Source organism: Microvirga arsenatis, from assembly GCF_009910705.1.
Taxonomy (GTDB): domain Bacteria; phylum Pseudomonadota; class Alphaproteobacteria; order Rhizobiales; family Beijerinckiaceae; genus Microvirga; species Microvirga arsenatis.
Window position 1 is genome coordinate 1 of record NZ_JAAAXJ010000013.1, and the last position, 23,344, is coordinate 23,344.

Genomic DNA, 23,344 nt, shown 5'->3' on the forward strand with positions numbered 1-23,344 from the left:
CCCACCTGAGCGCCGCCCACGAAGCCGCCGTCGTCATCGTCGTCGGCCAGGTCGACCGCGTCGAAGTCGTCGTCCGACCAGCCATAGCCGGCGTTCACACCGACATAGAAGCCGGTCCAGGTGAAGACCGGAACGGCAGCCACGACCGGAGCCGGGGCCGCGCGGCGGGACGGAAGGTCAGCGGCGAGAGCGCCGGTGGCGAGGCCGAGCAGAGCGACCGAGGAAAGGAGAATCTTCTTCATTGCTTTGGTCCATCTGTTGGAAGGATGTGGCTCAGCTTGTAGCCGAGACTTGACCGAGCGTCTGTCACTTTCCTGCCACACCCGAGATCGAAGGACCCGTTTCCCACCGCAAGGGAAGGCTCTTGTAGGCCGGAGAACCGGATTCCCGCCTCCGCCAGCTTCGGGGACCTGCATCCCAGCGCGCAAAAATCCATGCAGGAACAAGCGCTTAGAGGGCTATCGAGACCCGGAGCCCTGCCCTCCTCCGGCGAGTAACCAATCATTGACCATATTCTCGAAGACCTGCGCAAGGCACGGGCGGAATTGTGGTTAATTCCGGTCCAGCCACAATCTGAGCGCCTGGGTGACCCGATCCGGCTGCTCCAGGGTCGCCAGATGCCCCGACTCGGGAAGCACGACGAGGGACGCCCACTCGATCATCTCCGCCATTTCGCGGGCGATTTCCGGCGGCGTGATCGCGTCCTGCTCACCGACCAGCACGAGGGTCGGGATCTCGATTCCGGGCAGGAGCGGGCGGGAATCGGCGCGGGCCATGATGGCCCGCTGCTGGCGGATATACGCTTGCGCGCCCGTCTCGCGCATCATGCCGAACACGACCTCCTGCAGCGCCTGGTCGCGCTGGCGAGCGGAATGAACGAGACGCGGCCAGAGCCTGGAATGGATGTCCTCGAAGCGGCCGGCCTGGGCCAGGGCGATCAGCCGTTCGCGATCCTGGCTGGCCTCGACGGAGTCGGGCCGGGCGTTCGTGTCGAGCAGAGCAAGCCGCGCCACCCGCTCCGGGGCCTGGCGCATCACCTCCAGGGCGATGTAGCCGCCCATGGAAAGCCCTGCGAGGGCGAAGCGCTCGGGTGCCTCTCTCAGAAGCCGGCCGGCGATGGCCGGGATCGAATCATCCTGCCGATGATCGGCCACCAGAATCGGGCGCTCCCCGGACAGGGCCGCGATCTGCGGCTCGAAAAGGCGGGCCGTGCAGGCCAGTCCGGGAACGAGAACGAGCGTTTCGGCCATACAATTCTTCCTTCAGCGCCCTTCGGCAAGTTTGCCTGGATTGACAAGCGCATAGCTTATCTTATGGTCCCGCCCACCTTAACTTGAGCAAGAGCCTCAGGTGAAACCAGACTCGCGCCTGTTTGTTGCCGTAGAGCGCGGCCGGCACTTAAGAGCGCGCCCAGCCCTCAACGGTATTTAACATTCATGTCGTTCGCCGAACTCGGACTTAGCGATAAAGTTCAACAGGCCGTGGCCGCCGCAGGCTACACCGAGCCGACGCCGATCCAGGCCCAGGCCATTCCCCATGTGCTGGCGCGCCGCGACGTGCTCGGCATCGCCCAGACCGGCACGGGCAAGACGGCCGCCTTCACCCTGCCGATGCTGACGCTCCTCGAGACGGGCCGGGCCAGAGCGCGCATGCCGCGGACGCTGATCCTCGAGCCGACCCGCGAGCTCGCCGCCCAGGTCGAGGACAATTTCGAAAAGTATGGGATCAATCACCGCCTCTCGGTGGCCCTGCTGATCGGCGGCGTGTCCTTCGGCGATCAGGACGCCAAGATCACCCGCGGCGTCGACGTGCTGATCGCCACCCCCGGCCGCCTGCTCGACCATTTCGAGCGCGGCAAGCTGCTGCTGACCGGGGTCGAGCTCCTCGTCATCGACGAGGCGGACCGCATGCTCGACATGGGCTTCATCCCGGACATCGAGCGAATCGTGAAGCTGGTGCCCTTTACCCGTCAGACCCTGTTCTTCTCCGCAACCATGCCGCCGGAGATCCAGCGGCTGGCGGACGCCTTCCTTCACAATCCGGTGAAGGTCGAGGTGGCCCGTGCCGCCTCCACCGCCTCCACGATCACCCAGCGCCTCGTAGCGACGGGACGGGAGGATTTCCAGAAGCGCGAGACCCTGCGCGAGCTGATCCGCAATGCCACCGACCTGCAGAACGCCATCGTGTTCTGCAACCGCAAGCGCGACGTGGCCGTGCTCCATCGTTCCCTGCAGAAGCACGGCTTCGACGCCGTCGCCCTCCACGGCGACATGGATCAGCATGCCCGCATGGCGGCGCTCGACAGCTTCCGCAGCGGAGAGATGCCCCTGCTCGTGGCCAGCGACGTGGCGGCGCGCGGCCTCGACATCCCTGCCGTGAGCCACGTGTTCAACTACGACGTCCCGCACCATGCGGAGGATTACGTGCACCGGATCGGCCGCACGGGCCGCGCCGGCCGCACGGGCCAGGCCTTCACGCTGGTGTCCCCGGGCGACGACAAATCCCTCGCGGCCATCGAGAAGCTGATCGGCCAGTCGATCGAGTGGCAGGGCCCGACCCTGGCCGAGCTGCCCGCCTCGGAAGGATCGTCCCGCCGCCGCGGCGGACGGGGCGAGGAGCGCTCGCGCGGGAGGAAGGTCAAGGTCCGCTCGTCCGAGAGGAGCCGCGGCGCCGTCGAGCCGGCAGCGGAAGAGCCGGCCCGCCCTGCCCCGCCTGCCCGGGAGGAACAGCCCAGCCGCAGGCCGCGCCAGGATCGGGGGGAACGCTCGTCGAACCGGGAGGCCCAGGGCCGCTCCCGCCGCGAGGATGACGCCGACGAGCGCATCGTCGGCATGGGCGATCACGTGCCGGCCTTCCTGATGCGACCCGTGCCGGTCAAGAAGACCCGCTAGCGCCCTCCGGGGTCCGCTTTCGGGCCTTCCCGGCCACGGGCTTGGCACCCTTGCGGGTTTGCGCCGCCTTGGCGCGGCGGGCGGCTGCCAGCGCCGTTCGCGCCAGATCCGCCGCCTCGTCCGGATCGTCGAGGGCCGATTCGGGAATGAGCCAGTAGCTCGTAAGGGTCGTGCGTCCGTCGCGGGTCTCGAAGCTGAACGGACGGGAGCCGAAATCCTCGAAGATCCCGACGCTCTGCGCATCCGCCTTGAGGTAGAGCTCCCCATAGGCCTCCAGGGCGAACATCAGCCCGTCCTGGTAGATGCCCTGCCCGCCGAACATCCTGCGAATCTGAACGGGGCCGAGGCCGCGGAAGACGTCGCGGATGGCCTCGGCGTCCATGAGCTAGCCCACCGATTGAAGCGCCGGCGGAGTCGCCGGGGTGATGGCCACGGATTCTCCGCAGCCGCAGGCCGAAGTCTGGTTGGGATTGTTGAACACGAACTGCGACGACATCTTGCTGGTCTGGAAGTCCATCTCCGTGCCGAGCAGGAACAGAACCGCTTTCGGATCGATGAGCACGGTCACGCCCTTGTCCTCGACGACCTCGTCAAGGGGGTTGATGCTGTCCGCATATTCCATGGTGTAGGACATGCCGGCGCAGCCGCCGTTCTTCACGCCGACGCGCACGCCGACGATGGGGCGGTCCGCCTTGGCGATAATGTCCTTGATCCGGTTCGCCGCCGCATCGGTCAAGGTGATGACCTTGAGGCCGGGTAGAGCCATGAGCCTTCTCTCCTACAGCCGGGTTCAAGGCCCGGGCAGAACGAGTACGATATCCCTTAGATAAGGGGTGAAAGCCCAAACGTCGAGACCGTTCAGGGTTGTCCGAACGGCCCAGGTCGACCATATCCGGGGGAGTTCCCCCACATCCCTGCGCCTGAAGGAGAGCAGATGCCGCATCACACGCCGCTGATATCGACCATCGTCATCGGCCTGGTCCTGGCATTCGCGCTCGGCGCCCTCGCGCACCGCTTCCGTCTTTCCCCTCTGATCGGCTACCTGCTCGCCGGCGTCCTCGTCGGCCCCTTCACCCCCGGCTACGTGGCCGATCAGGGGCTCGCCAACCAACTCGCCGAGATCGGCGTGATCCTGCTGATGTTCGGCGTCGGCCTTCACTTCTCGCTGAAGGATCTTCTCTCCGTCCGCGCCATCGCAATCCCCGGTGCCGTCGTGCAGATTTCCAGTGCCACGCTTCTCGGCATGGGCCTCGCATGGCTGATGGGCTGGACCATCGGCGGCGGCATCGTCTTCGGCCTGGCGCTGTCCGTCGCCAGCACGGTGGTGCTGCTGCGGGCGCTGCAGGAGCGCCGCCTCGTCCAGACCGAGAGGGGCCACATCGCGGTCGGGTGGCTGATCGTGGAAGACCTGGCGATGGTGCTCACCCTGGTGCTGCTGCCGGCCTTCGCAAATGCCACCGCCGGCGCCTCGGCGGATCTCGAATCCATCGTGATCTCCCTCGGCCTGACGCTGGGCAAGGTCCTTGCTTTCGTGGCCGTGATGCTCATCGTCGGGCGCAGGGTCATCCCGTGGATCCTTCACTATGTGGCGCATACCGGCTCGCGGGAACTCTTCCGCCTGGCCGTCCTGGCCATTGCGCTCGGCGCCGCCTTCGGCGCGGCGGAACTGTTCGGCGTCTCCTTCGCCCTCGGCGCCTTCTTCGCCGGCATGGTCTTAAGCGAGTCGGAGCTCAGCCATCAGGCCGCATCCGAGACCCTGCCCTTGCGGGACGCCTTCGCGGTTCTCTTCTTCGTCTCGGTCGGCATGCTGTTCGACCCGATGATCCTGATCGAGGATTTCGGTCCGGTTCTGGCGACCTTCCTGATCATCGTCGTCGGCAAGTCGCTGGCGGCCTTCGCCATCGTCCGGCTCTTCGGCCACCCGAACCCGACTGCCTTCACCATCGCGGCAAGCCTTGCCCAGATCGGCGAGTTTTCCTTTATTCTGGCGGGCTTGGGCGTCGGCCTTCAGATATTGCCTGAGCAGGGGCGCGATCTGATCCTCGCGGGCGCCATCCTGTCGATCCTGATGAACCCGTTCCTCTTCACCCTGCTCGACCGGTGGTTCGCAAAGCGGGAGACGGCCCGAGCCCAAGCGAAGGCGGACGCTGCCGCGGCCGAGCAGAAGGTAGTCGAGGCGGAGAGAGCAGCCGCTGCAGCCGCACGCGAGCCAATTCCCACCACGCCTCTCACCGATCACGTGGTGCTCGTCGGCCACGGTCGTGTCGGCAAGTACATCAGCCGCAAGATGGCCTCGATCGGAGCGCCCCTCCTCGTGATCGAGACGAACAAGGAGCAGGTTGCCGACCTGCAGAAGGACGGCCGTGAGGTCATCATCGGCAATGCGGCCGATCCGGAAGTTGCCGCAGCCGCCAATATCGGACAGGCGCGCTGCCTTCTGGTGGCCATTCCCGACGCCTTCGAGAGCGGTCAGGTCGTCGAGCAGGCCCGGAGGATCAATCCCGACCTGCCGATCATCGTGCGCGCCCACTCCTCCGCTCAGGAGGAGCACGTGATGAAGTACGGCGCGACCAGGATCGTGATGGGCGAGCAGGAGATCGCCCGCGCCATGTTCGCCGCCGTGCCCGACGCTCCGCGCGAGCCGGTCCTGTCCTCCGTCGAGGAAGCGGAAGACATCCTGGACGGCGATCAGGAGACGGGACTGGACCGCGATCCGTCGGGATCGTCAGCGCACGTGCTCCGGGCGGAAGCCGATGCCGACAAGGCGGGCGGGAATGCGCCGGAACAGGGGCTGCCCCGCCAGCCACCGGATGAGCCGGGGCGGTGAGACGGGCTCAGTGCTGTTGAGGACCGGGGTGATGAGCCGGTTCTGCAGCAGCACCTGAAGCCGCTGGGTCATTCGCGTCGGCCACTCACGCCGCCGCTGCACCCGAGCGAGTTGCTCGGGCCCCGCAGGCCCGCGCTTGAGCACCGGCCCCAGGATGTTGGCCGTAGCGATCGCATCCTGGATCGCGAGATTGATGCCCACTCCGCCCGCGGGCGACATGGCGTGGGCCGCATCGCCGATGCAGAGCAGCCCCGGCCTGGACCATTGCTTGAGCCGGTCGACCGCGACGGTGAGAAGCTTGATGTCGTCCCAGGACTGCAGCTCTTCGAGGCGATCACCCAGGAAAGGAGCGACCCGTGCGAGCTTCGCGCGGAAGGCCGGCAGGCCCTCCTGCTTGAGCCGTTCCAGGGATCCTTTCGGGATGAGATAGGCGCATTGCCAATAATCTCCGCGGTCGATCATCACCAGCATCTGACCGGCTTCGATGCGCCCGAGCAGCTGGCTCGGATCGCCGGGACGCTTCGACACCCGCATCCAGAGCACGTCCATCGGCGCGCCGATGTCCAGCACCTCGAGGCCCGCCTTCTCGCGCACGACCGACCGCCGGCCATCGGCTGCGACGACGAGATCGGACCGAACTTCGAGCAACCCCTCCGGCGTGGAAACCCGCACACCGGCCACCCTGCCCTGCTCTTCGATCAGATCCGTCGCCTCTGCCAGCATGCGCAGCCGGAAGTGGGGATACTCGCGGGCGTGATCGGCCAGGAAGTCGAGGAATTCCCATTGCGGCATGAAGGCGATGAACTTGCAGCGGGTCGGCAGATGCGAGAAATCGCCGAGCGTCAGCGGCACGCCGCCGACCACGAGGCTGACCGTCTGCGTCCGCTGATGCGGCCGCGCCAGGAACTCGTCGAGCAGCCCGAGCTCATGCATCACCTCGAGGGTCGAGGGATGGATGGTGTCGCCGCGGAAATCCCGCAGGAAATCCGCATGCTTTTCGAGGACCAGCACCTCCACGCCCTGCCGGGCCAGCAAAAGCCCGAGCATCATCCCGGCCGGCCCGCCGCCGACGATACAGCAGCGGACGTGGAGGGTTTCGGAAGATTGAGGCGTGTTCATCGACTTCCTCGGGAAGACCCGCAACGGCTCGGATGCAATGCAAGGCTACCGTGTTTTCTTCCGGAGCCAAAGCGAGGCAGGCGGATGGCACGAAATCATGCTTCATCACAGGTATCGGGCGCAGAAAGCGGGTCGGAAGCCGAGAAGGAATTTGAGATCCCAATCCGGAGCCACGGGCTCTATGAGGAAAGATCTCGCCATGACATCACTTAGGAACAAGACTGCCATTGTGACCGGCGCCAGCTCAGGTATCGGCTACGCCACCGCTCGCCTCTTCGCACAGGAGGGAGCCAATGTCGTCGTCACCGCACGACGTCAGGATGCCCTCAATGCCCTGGTCACAGAAATCGAATCTGAGGGCGGCCGGGCCGTCGCCCTTGCCGGCGACATCAGGGACGAGACTCTCGCCCGTGCGCTGGTCGAAACGGCCGTCCGCCACTTCGGCGGCCTCGACATTGCCTTCAACAATGCCGGCATGAATGGCGAGATGGGGCCGACGCCCGGCGTTTCGCTTGCCGGATGGAACGAAACTCTCGCGGTCAATCTGACGGCAGCCTTTCTAGGTGCCAAGTACCAGATCCCGGCCATGCTCGACCGCGGCGGCGGCTCCGTGATCTTCACCTCGACCTTCGTCGGCTACACGGCAGGAATGCCCGGGGTGGCGGCCATGCCGCCAGCAAGTCGGGCCTGATCGGGCTCACCCAGTCTCTCGCAAGCGAATTTGGGCCGAGAGGCATTCGCGTGAACGCATTGCTGCCGGGCGGCACCGATACCCCCTTGGCCGAAGCCTGGGTCAGCACACCAGAAGCGAAGGCGTTCGTCGAAGGCCTCCACGCTCTGAAGCGGCGTGCCCGGCCCGAGGAGATCGCCCGGTCGGCGCTTTATCTTGCTTCCGACGCGTCGAGCTTCACGACGGGAACGGCTCTCCTCGTCGACGGAGGCGTGTCCATCAACCGGACATGAGGCCAACGCTGCCGTTTCGGGCTCCGCTATGGGCCCCGGAACGACAATGGAAGGCTGAACGCAAATGGCCGGGACGAGCCCGGCCATGACGCATATTCACTCTGCCAACGAGGCCGAAGCCTCACCACATATCGAGCGCGACCCGCGCCTCGTCGGACATGCGGCTCTGGTCCCACGGCGGGTCGAAGACCATGTTGACCTTGACGCTCTGTACGCCCTGCACCGTCGAGACGGCGTTCTCCACCCAGCCCGGCATCTCGCCGGCCACCGGGCAGCCGGGGGCGGTCAGGGTCATGTCGATGGTGACGTTCCGGTCGTCGTCGATGTCGACCCGGTAGATCAGGCCGAGTTCGTAGATGTCGGACGGGATCTCCGGGTCGTAGACGGTCTTGAGCGCCGCAATGATGTCGTCCGTCATGCGGTCGAGCTCTTCCGGCGGGATCGCCGAGCCAGGGGACACCTGCGGCGCGTTGGATGGGGATTGGTCGTTCACAGGTTCATCCTCAAGCAAACAGGGCTTCCGCCTTCTGCAGGGCGTCCGCCAGCTTATCGACTTCTTGCATGGTGTTGTAGAGGCCGAACGAGGCCCGGCAGGTCGAGGTCGCCCCGAACCGGTTCAGCAGCGGCATGGCACAATGGGTGCCGGCCCGCACCGCCACGCCCTGCCGGTCGATGACGGTCGCCACGTCGTGGGCGTGCGCTCCCTTCATCTCGAAGGCGATGATGGCCCCCTTGCCCTTGGCCTGGCCGATGATGCGCACCGAGTTCATGGCCCGAAGTCGCTCATGGGCATATTGCGACAGGGCCGCCTCATGCGCCTGAATGTTCTCGCGCCCCAGGCTCATCATGAACCGGAGCGCCGCATCGAGACCGATGGCCTCGATAATCGGCGGGGTTCCCGCCTCGAAGCGGTGCGGCGGGTCGTTGTAGGTGATCCCCTCGCAGAGCACCTCGCGGATCATCTCGCCGCCACCCGAATAGGGCGGCATCTTCTCGAGCCACTCGCGCTTGCCGTAGAGGACGCCGATGCCCGTCGGGCCATAGACCTTGTGGCCGGTGAAGACGTAGAAATCCGCGTCGAGATCGCGCACGTCCACCTGGAGGTGCACCGCGCCCTGGGCCCCGTCCACGAGAACGGGAACGCCGTGGCCATGGGCGATGCGGATGATCTCCTTGATCGGCGTCACGGTGCCCAGCACGTTGGACATGTGGGTGATCGCCACGATCTTGGTGCGCGGGGAAAAGAGCTTCTCGAACTCCTCGACCAGGAAGTTGCCCTCGTCGTCCACGGGAGCCCACTTGATCACCGCGCCCTTGCGCTCGCGCAGGAAGTGCCAGGGCACGATGTTGGAATGGTGCTCCATGATGGAGAGGATGATCTCGTCCCCCTCCCCGATTCCCATGCGCCCGAAGGAATCCGCCACCAGGTTGTAGGCTTCCGTCGCCGACTTGGTGAACACGATCTCGTCGGTGGATCCCGCGTTGAGGAATTCCCGCACGGTTTCGCGGGCGCGCTCGAAGCCTTCGGTGGCCACGTTCGCCATGTAGTGCAGGCCGCGATGAACGTTCGCGTAGCCCGTCTGCATGGTGTTCACCATGGCGTCGATCACCGCCCTCGGCTTCTGGGCCGAGGCGGCGCTGTCGAGGTAGACGAGCGGCTTGCCGTAGACCTGCTGGCTCAGGATCGGGAACTCGGCCCGGACCGCCTCGACGTCATAGGGCTTGATCTGCAGATTCATTGCCTTCAGCCTTCCTCCGGCGTCATCCCTGGCCAATCCCAGAAACTCCGTCTTTGCTCCGCGTCAACGAGCGGAGCGGTGCATGGCCGGGACAGGCCCGGCCATGACGCAGCGGGCATTTACGAGCGAGCGCGCAGCCAGCCCTCCACGGTGCCGATCAGCGCCTCGCGGGCAGTCTCGTTCTCGACGAACTCCAGCGCCTCGCCCAGGAAGGCCTGGATCAGGAGGCTTTCGGCCTCCTTCCTCGGCAGGCCGCGGGCCATGAGGTAGAACAGGAGGTCGTCGTCGAGCTGGCCGCAGGTGGCGCCGTGGGCGCATTGCACGTCGTCGGCGAAGATCTCGAGCTCCGGCTTGTTGTTCATGGTGCCGCCCTCGCCCAGGAGGATCGCCGCCGACATCATGCGGCCGTCGGTCTTCTGGGCGTGGTGCGGAACGATGATCTTGCCCTGGAAGACGCCGGTCGCCTCGTCGTCGATCACGGTCTTGAACAGTTCGCGGCTCTCGCAATGGAGCGCGTTATGCTCGACCACGAGGGTCGAATCCGCATGCTGCAGGCCCTTGAGCATGGTCACGCCGTTGACGCGCAGGTTCGTGTTCTCGCCGTTGAGAAGGGCGAAGACCTGGTGCCGCGAGGTTGCGGCACCCGCCACCACGTTGATGCTGTTGAACACAGCTTCGGCGCCGATCCTGGCGGCGAGCGTGGAGAGGGCGAGCGTCTTGCCGCCCTCGGCATTGACGCGCACATGCTGCACGTTGGTGCGGTCGCCGGCGATCAGCTCCACCACGTCGTTGGGCTGATGGCCCGCGCCGTCCGTGCTCTCGTGGGTTTCGAGCAGGGTCACCGAGGCGCCCTCCTCCACCACCACGAGAACGCGGGTTGCCGTGGCGACGGCCGTCTCCGCGGCGGTGACGAAGCGCAGATGGACCGGAACCTCGACCGGACCCGCGACCCGGATCATCACCCCGTCCGCCATGAAGGAGGTGTTGAGCTGGTAGACCGGGTTCTCCGCAGCCCAGGGAACCGGGCTCAGATGCGCGAGCCATTCATGGTCGTTGGCAAGCGCCTCCCGCAGGGGGACGATCTCGAGGTTCTCGGGCAGGGCGCGGAAGTCCACCGCCTCGCGCATGAAGTGGCCGTTCACGAAGGGAACCTGCAGCGCCTCGATCCCGGCAAGGGTCTTGGCGCCGGCAAGAGCCGCCTTCGCCTCCTCCGCCGTGGGAACGCCCGCGAAGGGCGCCACCTCGCGGAAGGCGGCGCGCAGGTCCGTGTACTTGAACTCCTCCACCCGGCGGTGCGGCAGGCCCCGCGCGGTGAACTTCTCGAAGGCCTGGGCGCGCGATTCCACGTTGCCGGGCAGCAGGGTCTTGGCCGATTCGAAAGCCTGCGCCAGCGCGGTTTCCGCCGGCGTCTTCATGAGGGTGACGTCAGCCATCTCACGCCGCCTCGCTGTCGCGGTAGTCGGCATAGCCGTTGGCCTCGAGCTCGAGCGCCAGCTCCTTGCCGCCCGAGCGCACGATGCGGCCGCTATGCATCACGTGCACGGTGTCGGGCACGATGTGGTTGAGCAGGCGCTGGTAGTGGGTGATGACCAGGAAGGCGCGGTCCGGCGAGCGCAGTGCGTTCACGCCCTCGGACACGATGCGCAGCGCATCGATGTCGAGGCCGGAATCGGTCTCGTCCAGGATGCAGAAGGACGGCTGGAGCAGCGCCATCTGCAGGATCTCCATGCGCTTCTTCTCGCCGCCCGAGAAGCCGACGTTCAGGGCGCGCTTGAGCATGTCCTTCGGGATTTCAAGCTGCTGGGCGGCGGCGTTGACGCGCTTGATGAAATCCGGCGTGGTCAGCTCCTCCTCGCCGCGCGCCTTGCGCTGGGCGTTCAGGGTCGCCTTGAGGAAGGTCATCGAGGCGACGCCGGGGATCTCGAGCGGGTACTGGAAGGCCAGGAACACGCCGGCGGCGGCGCGCTGATCCGGCTCCATCTCGAGCAGGTTCTCGCCATTGAGCAGGATCTCGCCGTCGAGGACCTCGTAGTCCTCCTTGCCGGCGATCACGTAGGACAGGGTCGACTTGCCGGAGCCGTTCGGGCCCATGATGGCGGCAACCTCGCCCTTGTTCACGGTGAGGTTGAGGCCGTTGAGAATGCGCTTGTCCTCGATCTGGACAACCAGGTTCTTGATTTCGAGCATTTTTACATTTCCATCTGCGTCATCCCGGGCGAGCGTAGCGAGACCCGGGATCGCTATCCGAATTGAACTGGTTTGAACGATCCCGGCTCTCCGCTGCGCTTCGGCCGGGATGACACCATTGGCTTTCGACTAACCCACCGAGCCTTCGAGCGAGATCGAGATCAGCTTCTGCGCCTCGACCGCGAACTCCATGGGGAGCTGCTGCAGCACGTCCTTCACAAAGCCGTTGACGATGAGCGCCACCGCCTCCTCTTCCGAGAGGCCGCGCTGCTGGCAGTAGAACATCTGATCCTCGGAGATCTTCGATGTGGTCGCCTCGTGCTCGAACACGGCGCTGGCGTTCTTCGACTCGATGTAGGGCACCGTGTGCGCGCCGCACTCGTTGCCGATCAGCAGCGAGTCGCAGTTGGTGAAGTTGCGCGCTCCCGTCGCCTTGCGGTGAGCCGAGACCAGGCCGCGATAGGTGTTCTCGGAGCGGCCCGCCGCGATGCCCTTGGAGATGATCCGGCTCGTGGTGTTCTTGCCGAGATGGATCATCTTGGTGCCGGAATCGACCTGCTGCATGCCGTTCGACACCGCGATCGAGTAGAACTCGCCGCGGGAGTTGTCGCCGCGCAGGATGCAGGACGGATACTTCCAGGTGATGGCCGAGCCCGTCTCGACCTGGGTCCAGGTGATGACGGAGTTCCTGCCCCGGCAGTCGCCGCGCTTGGTCACGAAGTTGTAGATGCCGCCCCGGCCTTGCGAATCGCCCGGGTACCAGTTCTGGACCGTGGAATACTTGATCTCGGCATCGTCGAGGGCGATCAGCTCGACCACGGCGGCATGGAGCTGGTTCTCGTCGCGCCTCGGAGCCGTGCAGCCCTCGAGATACGAGACGTAGGAACCCTTGTCGGCGATGATGAGGGTGCGCTCGAACTGGCCCGTGTTCTTCTCGTTGATGCGGAAATAGGTCGACAGCTCCATCGGGCAGCGCACGCCCGGCGGGATGTAGACGAACGACCCGTCGGTGAACACGGCCGAGTTGAGCGTCGCGAAGAAGTTGTCCGTGACCGGCACCACGGTGCCGAGATACTGGCGCACGAGATCCGGGTACTCGCGGACGGCCTCGGAGATCGGCATGAAGATCACGCCCGCCTTCTTGAGCTCCTCCTTGAAGGTCGTGGCGACCGACACGGAATCGAACACCGCGTCCACGGCGACTCGGCTCTGCGGCTCGACGCCGGCCAGGATCTCCTGCTCGCGAAGCGGAATGCCGAGTTTCTCATAGGTCTTGAGAATCTCCGGATCGACCTCGTCCAGCGACTTCGGCGCCGGGTTCTTCTTCGGCGCGGCGTAATAGTAGATGTCGTTGTAGTCGATCTTGTCGTAGGAGACGCGCGCCCAGGCCGGCTCCGTCATGGTGAGCCAGCGCTTGTAGGCGTCGAGGCGCCACTGGAGCATCCACTCGGGCTCGCCCTTCTTGGCGGAGATGAAGCGGATCACGTCCTCGGAGAGGCCCTTGGGCGCCTTCTCCATTTCGACTTCCGTCTCGAAGCCGTACTTGTACTGGTCTACGTCGATCGACCGGACCTGGTCGATCGTTTCCTGCACTGCAGGCATGTGTCTCTCCCACCGCTCACGGCTTCAAGGGCCGCGGGTTGATGACAATGGAAACCGAGCTTGGCCTTCTAGGCCGCGCTCACCTTCCGCTTATATAAGGGGCCGACCACCCTTTCGCACGCCTCCGCGAAGCGGATCACGTCCTCTTTCGTGGTCGACCACCCCAAACTCACACGCAAAACGCCCTCGGCGAGGGCCGGCTCGACGCCCATGGCGTCGAGCACATGCGAACGCTTGACCTTTCCGGACGAGCAGGCCGAACCGGAGGACAGGGCTACCCCTGCCAGATCGAAGGCGATCAGCGCCGTCTCGGCCTTGAGGCCGGGTATGGCAAAGGCCAAGGTATTAGGCAACCGCTCAGCCTGCGCACCCACAACAACCGCTTCGGGAGCGATCCGCAGGAGCGCGGCCTCCGCCTCGTCCCTGAGAGCCCGAAGCCGGTCGCCTTCCTGCTGCAGGCCGGCCAGGGCGACCTCCGCCGCGGCGCCGAAGCCTGCGATGGCGGCCACGTTCTCGGTTCCAGCCCGAAAACCCTTCTCCTGCCCGCCGCCGCGGATCAGCCGGTCGGCGATCTCGAACTGGTCGGAGGCGAGGACGAGGGCTCCGACGCCCTTCGGCCCGCCGAGCTTGTGCGCCGAGAGGGTGAGCGCGTCGACGCCCAGTTCCGCCATGCTCACGGGGATCCGGCCGGCGGCCTGGACCGCATCGGTGTGGACGAGGCCGCCATGCGCATGCACCAGCCGGGCCGCCGCGGCGACGGGCTGGATCACGCCGGTCTCGTTGTTGGCGAGCTGCACGGATACCAGCACCCGCTCGCCCGCAGCCTTTTCCAGCCTGGCTGCGAGCCAGGCCAGGTCGAGAATGCCCCGGGAGTCGACCGGGATCGCCTCGACGGCGCCCTCGGGGAACCGGTGGCCGTTGAGGACGCAAGGGTGCTCGGCCGCCCCTGTGAGGAGCCTTGCCGCGCCCTGTTGCCCCAGGCGGCGGAAGCCCGGCGTGAGCACGAGGTTGGCGGCTTCGGTGCCGCCGCTGGTGAAGATCACGTTCTTCGCCCTCGCGCCGACGAGGCCGGCCACCTTGTCCCGGGCCCTTTCGATCTCGGACCGGGCGGCACGGCCCTCGGCATGGACGGAGGACGCATTGCCCGGCAGCTCGAGCGCGCGCAGGACGGCCTCCGCCGCCTCGGGCCGCAGGGGCGAGGTGGCGTTGTGGTCGAGATATGTGCGCTGGCCTGCCGCCATGGCTGCCCGATAGCCTCACGAAAGTCTTGCAATCGACCCAGGTTGCCGTGCTAAAGCACCGCAACCACATCTGTCCGGTGTTTCTCCCGCCGGCCCGCAAGCTGCCCGGAAGATGAAACAAAGGAACAATTTAGAACAATTCTAACAGTTCTTTTATGAGCTTCCGCGGCCGGGAGTCAAGGTCGCCGGGGGTTTTCCCCCTCCTTATGGAGGGGCGATCAAGAGGTTCGCGTACATGCCTGAAGTCATCTTCACGGGTCCTGCCGGTCGCATCGAGGGGCGCTACCAGCCCGCCAAGGAGAAGGGCGCGCCCATCGCCATCATCCTGCACCCGCACCCGCAGTTCGGCGGGACGATGAACAACCAGATCGTCTACAACCTGTACTATGACTTCGTGAAGCGCGGCTTCTCCGTGCTCCGGTTCAATTTCCGCGGCGTCGGCCGCAGCCAAGGCGCCTTCGACCATGGCCAGGGCGAGCTGTCGGACGCCGCCGCGGCCCTCGACTGGGCCCAGTCCATGAACCCGGACGCCCGCGCCTGCTGGATCGCCGGCGTGTCCTTCGGCGCTTGGATCGGCATGCAGCTCCTCATGCGCCGCCCGGAGATCGAAGGCTTCATCTCCATCGCCGCCATGGCGAACCGCTACGACTTCTCCTTCCTCGCCCCCTGCCCGTCCTCGGGCCTGTTCGTGCACGGCTCGGAGGACCGCGTCGCGCCGGTCAAGGATGTGGTCAGCGTGATCGAGAAGGTGAAGACGCAGAAAGGCGTGAAGCTCGAGCATGCGGTGATCGAGGGCGCCAATCACTTCTTCGACGGCAAGGTCGATGAGCTCATGGTCGCCGTGGACGAGTACCTGGACAAGCGGCTCGGCACGAGCGAACAGGCCGCCTGAGCCGGCCCGCTGCTCTCGACCTCCGAAACGACGAAGCCGGCTCCATGAGAGCCGGCTTTTTTCGTGTTCCGGCCGCAAAAGAGAGGCTGGCGGAACCCGCCAGCCTGGAGGCATTGAAATAGCCCGCGCTCAGACGAGCAGGAAGTGCATGTGGGTCAGGTTGAGCCCGGCGCCGACGCTTGCGAACTTCACCTGGCCCGCTGCCATGCCGGACCCGTCGGCGTCGTAGAACAGCTCTCCGCTCGACCTGTTGTAGATGATCCGGTGAGCCGCGGTCGCGGCCGCGGAGCCGATGGTGAAGGCGGCGGAGTCGAGATTGCCCGCCCCCGGCACCTTGAACCACGAGCGGCTCAGCTGGATCAGGTCCTCGGCCGTGCTGAAATCCTCGATCGTGTCCGCATTGGCAGCGTGAGCCGGCCCCTCGAACCGGAAATAGTCGCGCCCCATGCCCCCGATGAGCCAATCCAGCCCGTCGCCGCCCGAGATCGTGTCCGCTCCGTCGCCGCCATGGAGATAGTCGTTGCCGCCGTCGCCGGCGAGCAGGTCGTTGCCGCCCCAGCCATAGAGCGTGTTGCTGGACCAGAAGCCGTAGAGGGAGTCGCCGTGGTTGGAGCCTTGCAGCCCTTCGATCGAATCGTACGTGTCGCCGTAGGCGTCGCCCCAGTTGACCATGGGATTGCCGAGGCTCGCCACCACGCCCGAGGTGGCGCTCCAGTAGACGGCGAAGTCGAAACCGGCACCGCCATCCAGGTGATCGCCGCCGGCCCGGCCCTCGAGCACGTCGTCGCCGGCACCGGCCCAGAACCCGTCCCAGCCGCCTCCGCCATAGAACTCGTCGTTGTGGGCAGAGCCCACCACGCCCTCGACGCTCTCGAACGCATCGCCGGCGGCCTCACCCTGGTTCCGGCCCATGTTCACCCGATCGACGACCACCCGGGAGGCAGCTCCCGAGTAGTCGGCCGTGTCGTAGCCGTCGCCGCCATCGAGCAGGTCGCCGCCGGTACCGCCAGCCAGCCAGTCGTCGCCGGCGGCTCCTTTCAGCACATCGGCGTTGCCGCGACCTCTCAGGACGTCGTTGCCGGCATCGCCCCAGAACGTGTCGGCGGCATCGGTGCCCTCGATGGTGTCGCCATGCGTCGAGCCGTCGACCACCTCGATGGAGACGTAAACGTCGCCGGCAGCCTCGCCCTGGTTGCGCGAGGCGTCACCGAGGTCGACGAGTACGCCGCCGGCGGCGCCCCAATAGCTCACCGTATCCCTGCCGGCACCGCCGTCCAGCCGGTCCGCCCCTGCGCCGCCGAGAAGCTTGTCGTTGCCCTCGCCTCCGGCGAGGGCATCCTCGCCCGTGTCGCCATAGAGCAGGTCGTCCCCGGAGGCCCCGATGAGCTCGTCATTGCCCTCCCGCCCTCTGAGGGTGTCGTTGCCCGAATCGCTCCAGAAGATGTTGGCTCGTGCATCCCCCTCCAGCACATCGCCGAAGCGCGACCCGTCGATCACCTCGACGTCTACATAGGAATCGCCCGCTGCCTCGCCCTGATTGTAGCCGGTGCCCCACAGGTACACCCGCACCGCGCCTGAGGCCGTCCAGTAGCTCACCGTGTCGTGCCCGGTGCCGCCGTCGAAGCGGTCGGAGCCCGCCCCGCCAAAGAACTTGTCGCTGCCCTCGCCGCCGACCAGCGTATCGTGGCCCGCACCGCCGTGAAGTTCGTCGTTCCCGCTGTTCCCCTTGAGGAGGTTGTTGGCCTGATTGCCGACGATCTTGTCGTTCCCGCCGCCGCCGATGGCGTTCTCGATCAGGGAGCGCACATCGCCGTTGTATTGGAAGGCGTTGTAGACGTTGCCCTTGACCCGGCCGCCAGTCCCTTTTTCGGCAAGCTGCGCATCGGAGAAACGGGAGAAGCCGCCGGGACTCAGGTCGATCAGGGCATTGTCCCTGAAATTCGACATGTCGTAGGTGTCGGTGCCGCCCCCATCCCAGATGGTCAGGAAGATCCTGCCGCTGAACGTGGCGCTGCCCTGCTTGACGCCGTTGATGGACATCACGCCGAAGAGCTCGCTCCAGCTATAGGTCGTGTCCGAGCTGTTGGTGGTGAAGTCGGCGCCGTACATCGCCTGCAGGGCGGCGATGTCGTACTGCATGAAGGATTGCGGCGCATTTCCCTCGTTGTTGTAGGACATCACCGTGTATTCGGTGGAGTCATGCGCAGCCGACATCTTCGGCAGGCCGGACACCGAGTCGTGAGAGTGCTTCAAGCCGAGCACATGACCGAGCTCGTGCATGATCAGCGCATAGCGGTGGCTGCCCTTGGTGACCTCCATGGACGAGCCGCCGCCTACGATCCAGGTCTCCCCGCCATAGGCCGGCATGCCCGGATAATAGCCCGTGCTGCCCGTGACCACCGAGCCCGGAACGAAGCTCGCCACCTTGATGTTCGCATGGTTGCGCCCGGTGAAAGCAACGCCGACGTTCACATAGCCGTCCACCGCCTTCATCACATCATGGACAACCTGCTCCGACTGGGCCGAGAGGCGCTCGAACCCGCTCGCATGCGGATTGAGATATGAGTAGTCGTCGCGGGAATCCGGAAGGGAATAGGTGATGACGGAGCCGTTCCATTTGGACCCGGACATCAGCGCCTGAACGTCGGGATCCGAGTGAGACGGCCTAAAATACTTCACGTCGCCGACCACGGCCCCCGTTGCGCCGAGGACGGAGTTGAACCAGAGAGGCAACTCGAGAATGTTGTTCTTGATCGATTGACCGAGAGATTGAAACGCATCGAGGATGCCCCGTCCAACGCTGTTGGCCGTGTTGGAGACCCAGTTCCACACATCGTCGAGCCAGGACATGGCCGCACCGTTCCTCAATGATACCTTGTTTCAAGACTAGGCCGAGCTTGGCGGTGCGTCAAGCTGACGCAACGTAATTTCAGAGGACGAGCCAACGGTCACGGTTAATGCACGCGCAACGTTTCCTCCTCACGTGAAACCGCGTGAAATCCCCTCGCGAAGCTGGTAGAGGGTCCCCTTCACCTGCGACCCAGACCGACGAGAGAGACGCGATGAACGCGCCGAAATCCGATTTCCTGAAGGTGCTTACCGAGCGGGGCTACATCCACCAGACCTCCGATCTGGAGGGGATCGACGCCGCGGCCCTGGAGGGCCGGCTCACCACCTATGTGGGATACGACTGCACCGGCCCGTCTCTCCACGTGGGGCACCTGCTCTCCATCATGATGCTGCACTGGCTGCAGAAGACCGGCGCCGGGAAGCCGATCACCCTGATGGGCGGCGGCACGACGCGGGTGGGCGATCCCTCCGGCAAGGACGAGAGCCGCAAGCTCCTGACCGTCGAGCAGATCGATGCCAACAAGGAGAGCATCAGGACCGTCTTCTCCCGCTTCATCACCTTCGGCGATGGCAAGGCGGACGCCGCCATGGTCGACAATGCGGAGTGGCTGACCAAGCTCAACTACATCGAGTTCCTGCGCGATGTGGGCCGGCACTTCTCGGTCAACCGCATGCTGTCCTTCGACAGCGTGAAGCTGCGCCTGGAGCGCGAGCACGAGCTGTCCTTCCTGGAGTTCAACTACATGATCCTCCAGGCCTACGACTTCGTGGAGCTCAACAGGCGCTACGGCTGCCTTCTGCAGATGGGCGGCTCGGACCAGTGGGGCAACATCGTCAACGGCATCGATCTCGGCCGACGCCTCGGCACGCCGCAGCTCTATGCCCTCACCTGCCCTCTCCTGACCACCGCCTCCGGCGCCAAGATGGGCAAGACCGCCTCCGGTGCGGTCTGGCTCAACGCCGACAGCTTGAGCCCCTACGATTACTGGCAGTTCTGGCGCAACACCGAGGATGCGGATGTGGGCCGCTTCCTCCGGCTCTTCACCATCCTGCCGATGGACGAGATCGCCCGGCTCGAGGCGCTCCAGGGCGCCGAGATCAACGAGGCGAAGAAGGTTCTCGCAACGGAAGCGACCGCCCTCCTCCACGGCCGCGAGGCGGCGGAGCTGGCGGCGGAAACCGCCCGCAAGACCTTCGAGCAGGGCGCGCTGGCGGAGAGCCTGCCGACCATCGAGATCCCCACCGACATCCTGAAGGGCGGCCTCGGCGTGCTGGCGGCCTTCGGGCCGGATTACGCGAAGCTCGTGCCCTCGTCGAGCGAGGCGCGCCGGCAGATCAAGAGCGGAGGGCTGAAGGTGAACGACCAGACCGTCTCGGACGAGCGGGGGACTCTGGGCCTCTCTGATGTGACGCCGGAAGGCGTGATCAAGCTCTCCTTCGGCAAGAAGAAGCACGTGCTCCTGCGCGCCGTGTAGCCCTACCAGCCCTACCGGTCCGGTACCGCCGGGAGAGAACCCGTTTGCGGCTCCCCTCCGGCGCCCACGCCGAAGAGCTTGCGCAGGAAGCCGGGAGCCACCGCGGAGAGCGGATTGACCGTCAGCGACGGCGCGCTCGCCTGCCCGTTCAGGCGGAAATTGACGGCAAAGAGGCCCTCGTTCTGCCCGCCGCCCAGCAGGGGCCCGAACAGGGGCACCTGGGCGAAGACGTTGTTGAGGCCGTAGGCCGGCACGAAGGTTCCCGTGATGTCGAGCCGGTCGCGGGCGTAGTCGATGAACCCGCCGAGCGTGAAGCCGATCTGGTTGCCCCAGATGGCGGCATCCTTGAAGTCGAGCCGTCCGGCGGAGCGGGTGAACTCGAGCCGGGCCTTGGTGAACTGCACCTCGTTCACGTCCACACGGACCATCTGCGGATTGCCGGCCGCATCCCGTCCGGCCACGATCTGGGTCTGGGTCGGAATGATCCGGCGCAGGGCCGGCTCGTTGACGAGGGCGAAGGAGTGCAGGATGACATGCCCCGCCTGCGGCTCCTCACCGGTGGCGAGCTGGAGGATGAGGGTGCCGCCCGACATGCGCTTGTAGATGTCGGTGAAGCGCAGGAGCGAGCCGGCATCCTGAGCCTGGACGATCACCACCTGCGCGCCGCTCGCGCCGTCGATCAGGGTGCGGCCGAGAATGTCGGTGGCGCCGAGGCGCCCCTTCATCTCCAGCTGGCGCAGGCTGTCCTTGCGGAGCGAGGCCTTGATCGTCGCATTCGTGATCGCCTCCTCGTTATAGCCGGTGAGGATGTTGAGGCTCAGGTCGAGATCGATGTCCTTGCCGTCCTTCTGGGACGAGCCGTTGCGCGCAGCCGGAGCCGCGCCGCCCGCTCCGCCTTTCACGAAGGGACGGGCATCGCCCACATTGCCCCGGATCGTGACCTTGTAGGCGCCGTTGGCGCGCTCGATCTGGGCACGCATGTCGTCGCCGGGCGAGAGCTTGAAGGTGGACAGCTCCGCCTTTTCAAGGCTGCCCTCGCCGGACAGGACCGCGCTGCCCCGCAGCAGCACCGGGCCGCTTTCGAGCTGCAGGTCACGGATCTCGGTCGTCGGCCCCTCCGCAAGGGTGAAGGTCAGCTTGCCGGGCCGGCCGGCCGGCTTCACCCAGCCGGGGACCAGCTGATCCACGCCTGCCTTGGCGAGATCGGCCTCGACGAGAATGATGGAGGGCGCGGTCTCGCCCAGAGGCATGCTTGCCTTCAGGCCGATGGTTCCCGTGAGCTGTGAGCCGAAGGACAGGCCCCGGCGGCTGCGCGCCGCCTCGTCGAGGGAGAAGGCCACGCTCGCCTGCCCGCCCTGGCGGTCCTTCTGCAGGTCGATGGCGGCGGCGCTTCCGGCCAGCTTGCCGTCGCCCTTCACGGAGAGGTCGCCCCGGTCATAGGCAATGGTCAGGTTGGCGCCCTCGAGGCGATCCTTGCCGATGAAGCGGTCGATCCCGAAATCGCTGACGGTGCCGGCGACCTTCAGGGGCAGATCGACGAAGGCCGGGATGTCGTTCACGGGCAGCCCGATGCCGACGCGCAGATCGGTCCGCCCCTTCATGGTGGCGGGATCGATGTTGAACCCCGCGATCTCCTTGATCCGCGGCTCCAGCAGCAGGGCTCCCAACCCGTCGGCCCCGCCCGTCAGGCGGAAATCGATGCGCGCCACGGCGCTGTCGTCCCAGTAATTGTCCAGGACGAAGGCTCCCTCGGACGCGATCAGCGCCCGCCCGCCTGCCATCTGGACGAGGCCGGACGGGGCGCGCAGGGTCACCGACCGGCCCGTGACGCGGCCGGTTACGTCCATGCCGGAGATCGGCGGGATGCCCTCGTCGACCTGGAGCACGCCCTTCGAGATGGCGAAGTCGATGCCCAGGGACTTGTCGGGAGTAGGGCCGCCGTTCAGCGCCTTCTCCATGTCGGCGCCGGTCATCGCCACCTTGAGGTCGATGGAATCCAGCATGCCCGCCTTGAGGTGGGACACGAGGTACCGGCGGACCGGCGGGGCGACGGCCTCGGGCCAGATGCGCAGGGCCGAGCGGATATCGGTCTTCTCGGCCCGAACGTCGAGCCTCAATCCCTTCGGGTCGGCGGTCGCCGCCAGAAGGCCGCTGATGCGGGCCGAAAGGTTTGGCCCTTTGAGCGTGATGCCGTCGATCCTGACGCCATCGTGCCCGGAGAGTTCGGCTGCGAACTCGTCCACCTTCAGGGGAGCATCCCCCGCCGCCGCGCCCGACCAGGCGATATCCCTGCCGCCGAGGAGCAGGCGCCACGGATCTCTCCCCGTCGGGGCCAGCAGGCGCCCGCCCAGGCGGAAGCGCGTCGCGCCGCCCTCCACCGCGATGGCGTCGATCTCCAGCGCCTTGCCGGCCTCGTTCCAATGGGCTTCGATCAGGGCCCGGTCGACCGGAAAGGGAGAGGTGTCCACGTCCTCGATGCGGAAGGTGCCCGCGCTGCTCTCCAGCCGCGTCTTCAGCTCCGTAACGCGGCCCTGCGCATAGGCCATGTCGAAGCGCCCGGAGAACTCCAGGTCCGTGGTGGCGGGCAGGTCCGAGGCTCCCGTGAGCAGGAGGATGTCCTTGATCGGCGCCCCGTCGGCGGCGACGCTGGCGCGATAGCCATCCGGCCCTTCCGCAGCGGCATCGCCATTCAGCCGCCACGCTCCCTGCTCCCCCTGGACCGTGGCCGCAAACCGGCGGCCGCCGTTCTCCGCCCAGTCGAAGGCCGCGTCCACCCGCTGGAAGCGGGCGCGCTCGCGGCCATCCGCATCGATGAAGACGAGCCGCGCGTTGGTCAGCCGGGCCTTGTCGAGGGAGTTGAGAACGCTGCCGGGGCCGACGATCAGCTCGAGGAGCGATCCGACCGCCCCGGAGACCGGCGACGGCCCATCGGCATCGAGAGCCAGCGATGCGGCAGCCTCCTTGGACGGCTCGGACTTTGCCGGCGGCGGAACGGCCGCATCGCTCGCCTCCGCGGAGACCGGCGAGAAGGTCAGGGACCCGTCCCGGTTGACGAGAACCCGCAGTTGCAGGTCCCGCACCTCGACGGTCTTGGGCTGGAGGTTGGCGGTCAGGAGGGAGGTCAGGTCCACGCTCAGGATCGCATAGGGAGCCCGCAGCACGAGGTCGCCGCCCGGCGCACGGATGTCGAGGCCGTTCGCCCGGAGCGCGGGGGAGCCGTCATGCAGCTGGATGGCCGTATTCCGCAGGGTCACTTGCCAGCCCGGTCCGATGCGGGCGGCCAGCGCCTCCGCGACCCGCTCGGGCAGGCGCCCGAAGCTCATGGGCGCCGCAGCCAGGCGCAGATAGAGCAGGCCGAGAGCGGCCGCGACGAAAAGAACCAGCCCAAGCTTCACATAGAGGGTGCCACGCAACACGCGTCTGAGGAGGCTCCGCTTCACCGGGTCTTGCCGGGACAACGTGGTACGCGATGGCAGCTTCATACTTGTTGGCGTTGGGCGGTCCGGTTCTTGCGCTCGAGCGACAATCGGGGAATCAGTTCGGAGACCTTAGCCGTCT

At 66.3% G+C, this 23,344-nt stretch carries 16 protein-coding genes and 2 pseudogenes; 5 read left to right on the plus strand and 13 right to left on the minus strand.

From position 1 onward, the window contains the following. Positions 1-242 (minus strand): annotated as a pseudogene (locus tag GR303_RS18670) (outer membrane protein); the annotation flags it as partial. A gap of 309 nt (positions 243-551) precedes the next feature. Then, positions 552-1,250: an alpha/beta fold hydrolase gene (locus GR303_RS18675; RefSeq protein WP_161726319.1), complete on the minus strand. Its 699-nt coding sequence runs from the start codon at positions 1,248-1,250 to the stop codon at positions 552-554. A 186-nt stretch (positions 1,251-1,436) separates the two neighbouring features. Here GR303_RS18675 and GR303_RS18680 point away from each other — a divergent pair, with 186 nt between their 5' ends. Then, positions 1,437-2,891: a DEAD/DEAH box helicase gene (locus GR303_RS18680; protein ID WP_161726318.1), complete on the plus strand. Its 1,455-nt coding sequence runs from the start codon at positions 1,437-1,439 to the stop codon at positions 2,889-2,891. Here GR303_RS18680 and GR303_RS18685 read toward each other — a convergent pair. Both GR303_RS18685 and GR303_RS18690 read right to left on the minus strand, forming a co-directional pair. After that, on the minus strand, positions 2,875-3,273 hold the full coding sequence (locus GR303_RS18685; RefSeq protein WP_161726317.1) for a TfoX/Sxy family protein: 399 nt from the start codon (positions 3,271-3,273) through the stop codon (positions 2,875-2,877). The two genes, GR303_RS18680 and GR303_RS18685, sit on opposite strands and share 17 nt — an antisense overlap. A 3-nt stretch (positions 3,274-3,276) precedes the next feature. Further along, positions 3,277-3,657, minus strand: a complete 381-nt coding sequence (locus GR303_RS18690) for a HesB/IscA family protein (protein WP_161726316.1) — start codon at positions 3,655-3,657, stop codon at positions 3,277-3,279. A 168-nt stretch (positions 3,658-3,825) separates the two neighbouring features. Here GR303_RS18690 and ybaL point away from each other — a divergent pair, with 168 nt between their 5' ends. After that, positions 3,826-5,718, plus strand: a complete 1,893-nt coding sequence (gene ybaL, locus GR303_RS18695) for a YbaL family putative K(+) efflux transporter (protein WP_161726315.1) — start codon at positions 3,826-3,828, stop codon at positions 5,716-5,718. Here ybaL and GR303_RS18700 read toward each other — a convergent pair. Further along, positions 5,617-6,837 carry an FAD-dependent oxidoreductase gene (locus GR303_RS18700; protein ID WP_161726313.1) on the minus strand — a complete coding sequence of 407 codons (1,221 nt, stop codon included), beginning with the start codon at positions 6,835-6,837 and terminating at the stop codon, positions 5,617-5,619. The two genes, ybaL and GR303_RS18700, sit on opposite strands and share 102 nt — an antisense overlap. Before the next feature lie 199 nt (positions 6,838-7,036). Between GR303_RS18700 and GR303_RS18705 the strand changes: the two are divergent. After that, positions 7,037-7,800 (plus strand): annotated as a pseudogene (locus GR303_RS18705) (SDR family oxidoreductase). A 121-nt stretch (positions 7,801-7,921) separates the two neighbouring features. Here GR303_RS18705 and GR303_RS18710 read toward each other — a convergent pair. From GR303_RS18710 to GR303_RS18735, 6 genes are all read right to left on the minus strand, one after another. Then, the gene (locus tag GR303_RS18710; protein WP_246408183.1) at positions 7,922-8,218 is read right to left on the minus strand and encodes an SUF system Fe-S cluster assembly protein; all 297 of its coding nucleotides are present in this window, start codon (positions 8,216-8,218) and stop codon (positions 7,922-7,924) included. Positions 8,219-8,303: 85 nt separating this feature from the next. Further along, positions 8,304-9,539 carry a cysteine desulfurase gene (locus tag GR303_RS18715; protein ID WP_161726309.1) on the minus strand — a complete coding sequence of 412 codons (1,236 nt, stop codon included), beginning with the start codon at positions 9,537-9,539 and terminating at the stop codon, positions 8,304-8,306. 119 nt (positions 9,540-9,658) lie between these two features. Continuing rightward, positions 9,659-10,972 (minus strand): Fe-S cluster assembly protein SufD, encoded by a 1,314-nt coding sequence (gene sufD / locus GR303_RS18720; RefSeq protein WP_161726307.1) that lies wholly within the window; start codon positions 10,970-10,972, stop codon positions 9,659-9,661. A 1-nt stretch (position 10,973) separates the two neighbouring features. Beyond that, on the minus strand, positions 10,974-11,726 hold the full coding sequence (gene sufC / locus GR303_RS18725; protein WP_161726305.1) for a Fe-S cluster assembly ATPase SufC: 753 nt from the start codon (positions 11,724-11,726) through the stop codon (positions 10,974-10,976). A gap of 129 nt (positions 11,727-11,855) precedes the next feature. Continuing rightward, positions 11,856-13,328 carry a Fe-S cluster assembly protein SufB gene (sufB, locus tag GR303_RS18730; protein WP_161726303.1) on the minus strand — a complete coding sequence of 491 codons (1,473 nt, stop codon included), beginning with the start codon at positions 13,326-13,328 and terminating at the stop codon, positions 11,856-11,858. A gap of 68 nt (positions 13,329-13,396) precedes the next feature. Beyond that, a complete protein-coding gene (locus GR303_RS18735) occupies positions 13,397-14,569 on the minus strand; it encodes a cysteine desulfurase family protein (protein ID WP_161726302.1) in 1,173 nt (390 codons plus the stop codon). Positions 14,570-14,804: 235 nt separating this feature from the next. On the opposite strand from GR303_RS18735, the gene GR303_RS18740 reads away from it, so the two are divergent. Continuing rightward, positions 14,805-15,461 (plus strand): alpha/beta hydrolase, encoded by a 657-nt coding sequence (locus tag GR303_RS18740; RefSeq protein WP_161726300.1) that lies wholly within the window; start codon positions 14,805-14,807, stop codon positions 15,459-15,461. A gap of 129 nt (positions 15,462-15,590) precedes the next feature. Here the strand turns inward: GR303_RS18740 and GR303_RS18745 are convergent, their stop codons facing one another. Next, positions 15,591-18,311, minus strand: a complete 2,721-nt coding sequence (locus GR303_RS18745; RefSeq protein WP_161726298.1) for a M10 family metallopeptidase — start codon at positions 18,309-18,311, stop codon at positions 15,591-15,593. Positions 18,312-18,523: 212 nt separating this feature from the next. On the opposite strand from GR303_RS18745, the gene tyrS reads away from it, so the two are divergent. After that, positions 18,524-19,786, plus strand: a complete 1,263-nt coding sequence (tyrS, locus tag GR303_RS18750) for a tyrosine--tRNA ligase (RefSeq protein WP_161726296.1) — start codon at positions 18,524-18,526, stop codon at positions 19,784-19,786. 11 nt (positions 19,787-19,797) lie between these two features. Here tyrS and GR303_RS18755 read toward each other — a convergent pair whose 3' ends face one another. Then, the gene (locus tag GR303_RS18755; protein WP_161726294.1) at positions 19,798-23,202 is read right to left on the minus strand and encodes a YhdP family protein; all 3,405 of its coding nucleotides are present in this window, start codon (positions 23,200-23,202) and stop codon (positions 19,798-19,800) included. Between the last annotated feature and the right edge of the window lie 142 nt (positions 23,203-23,344).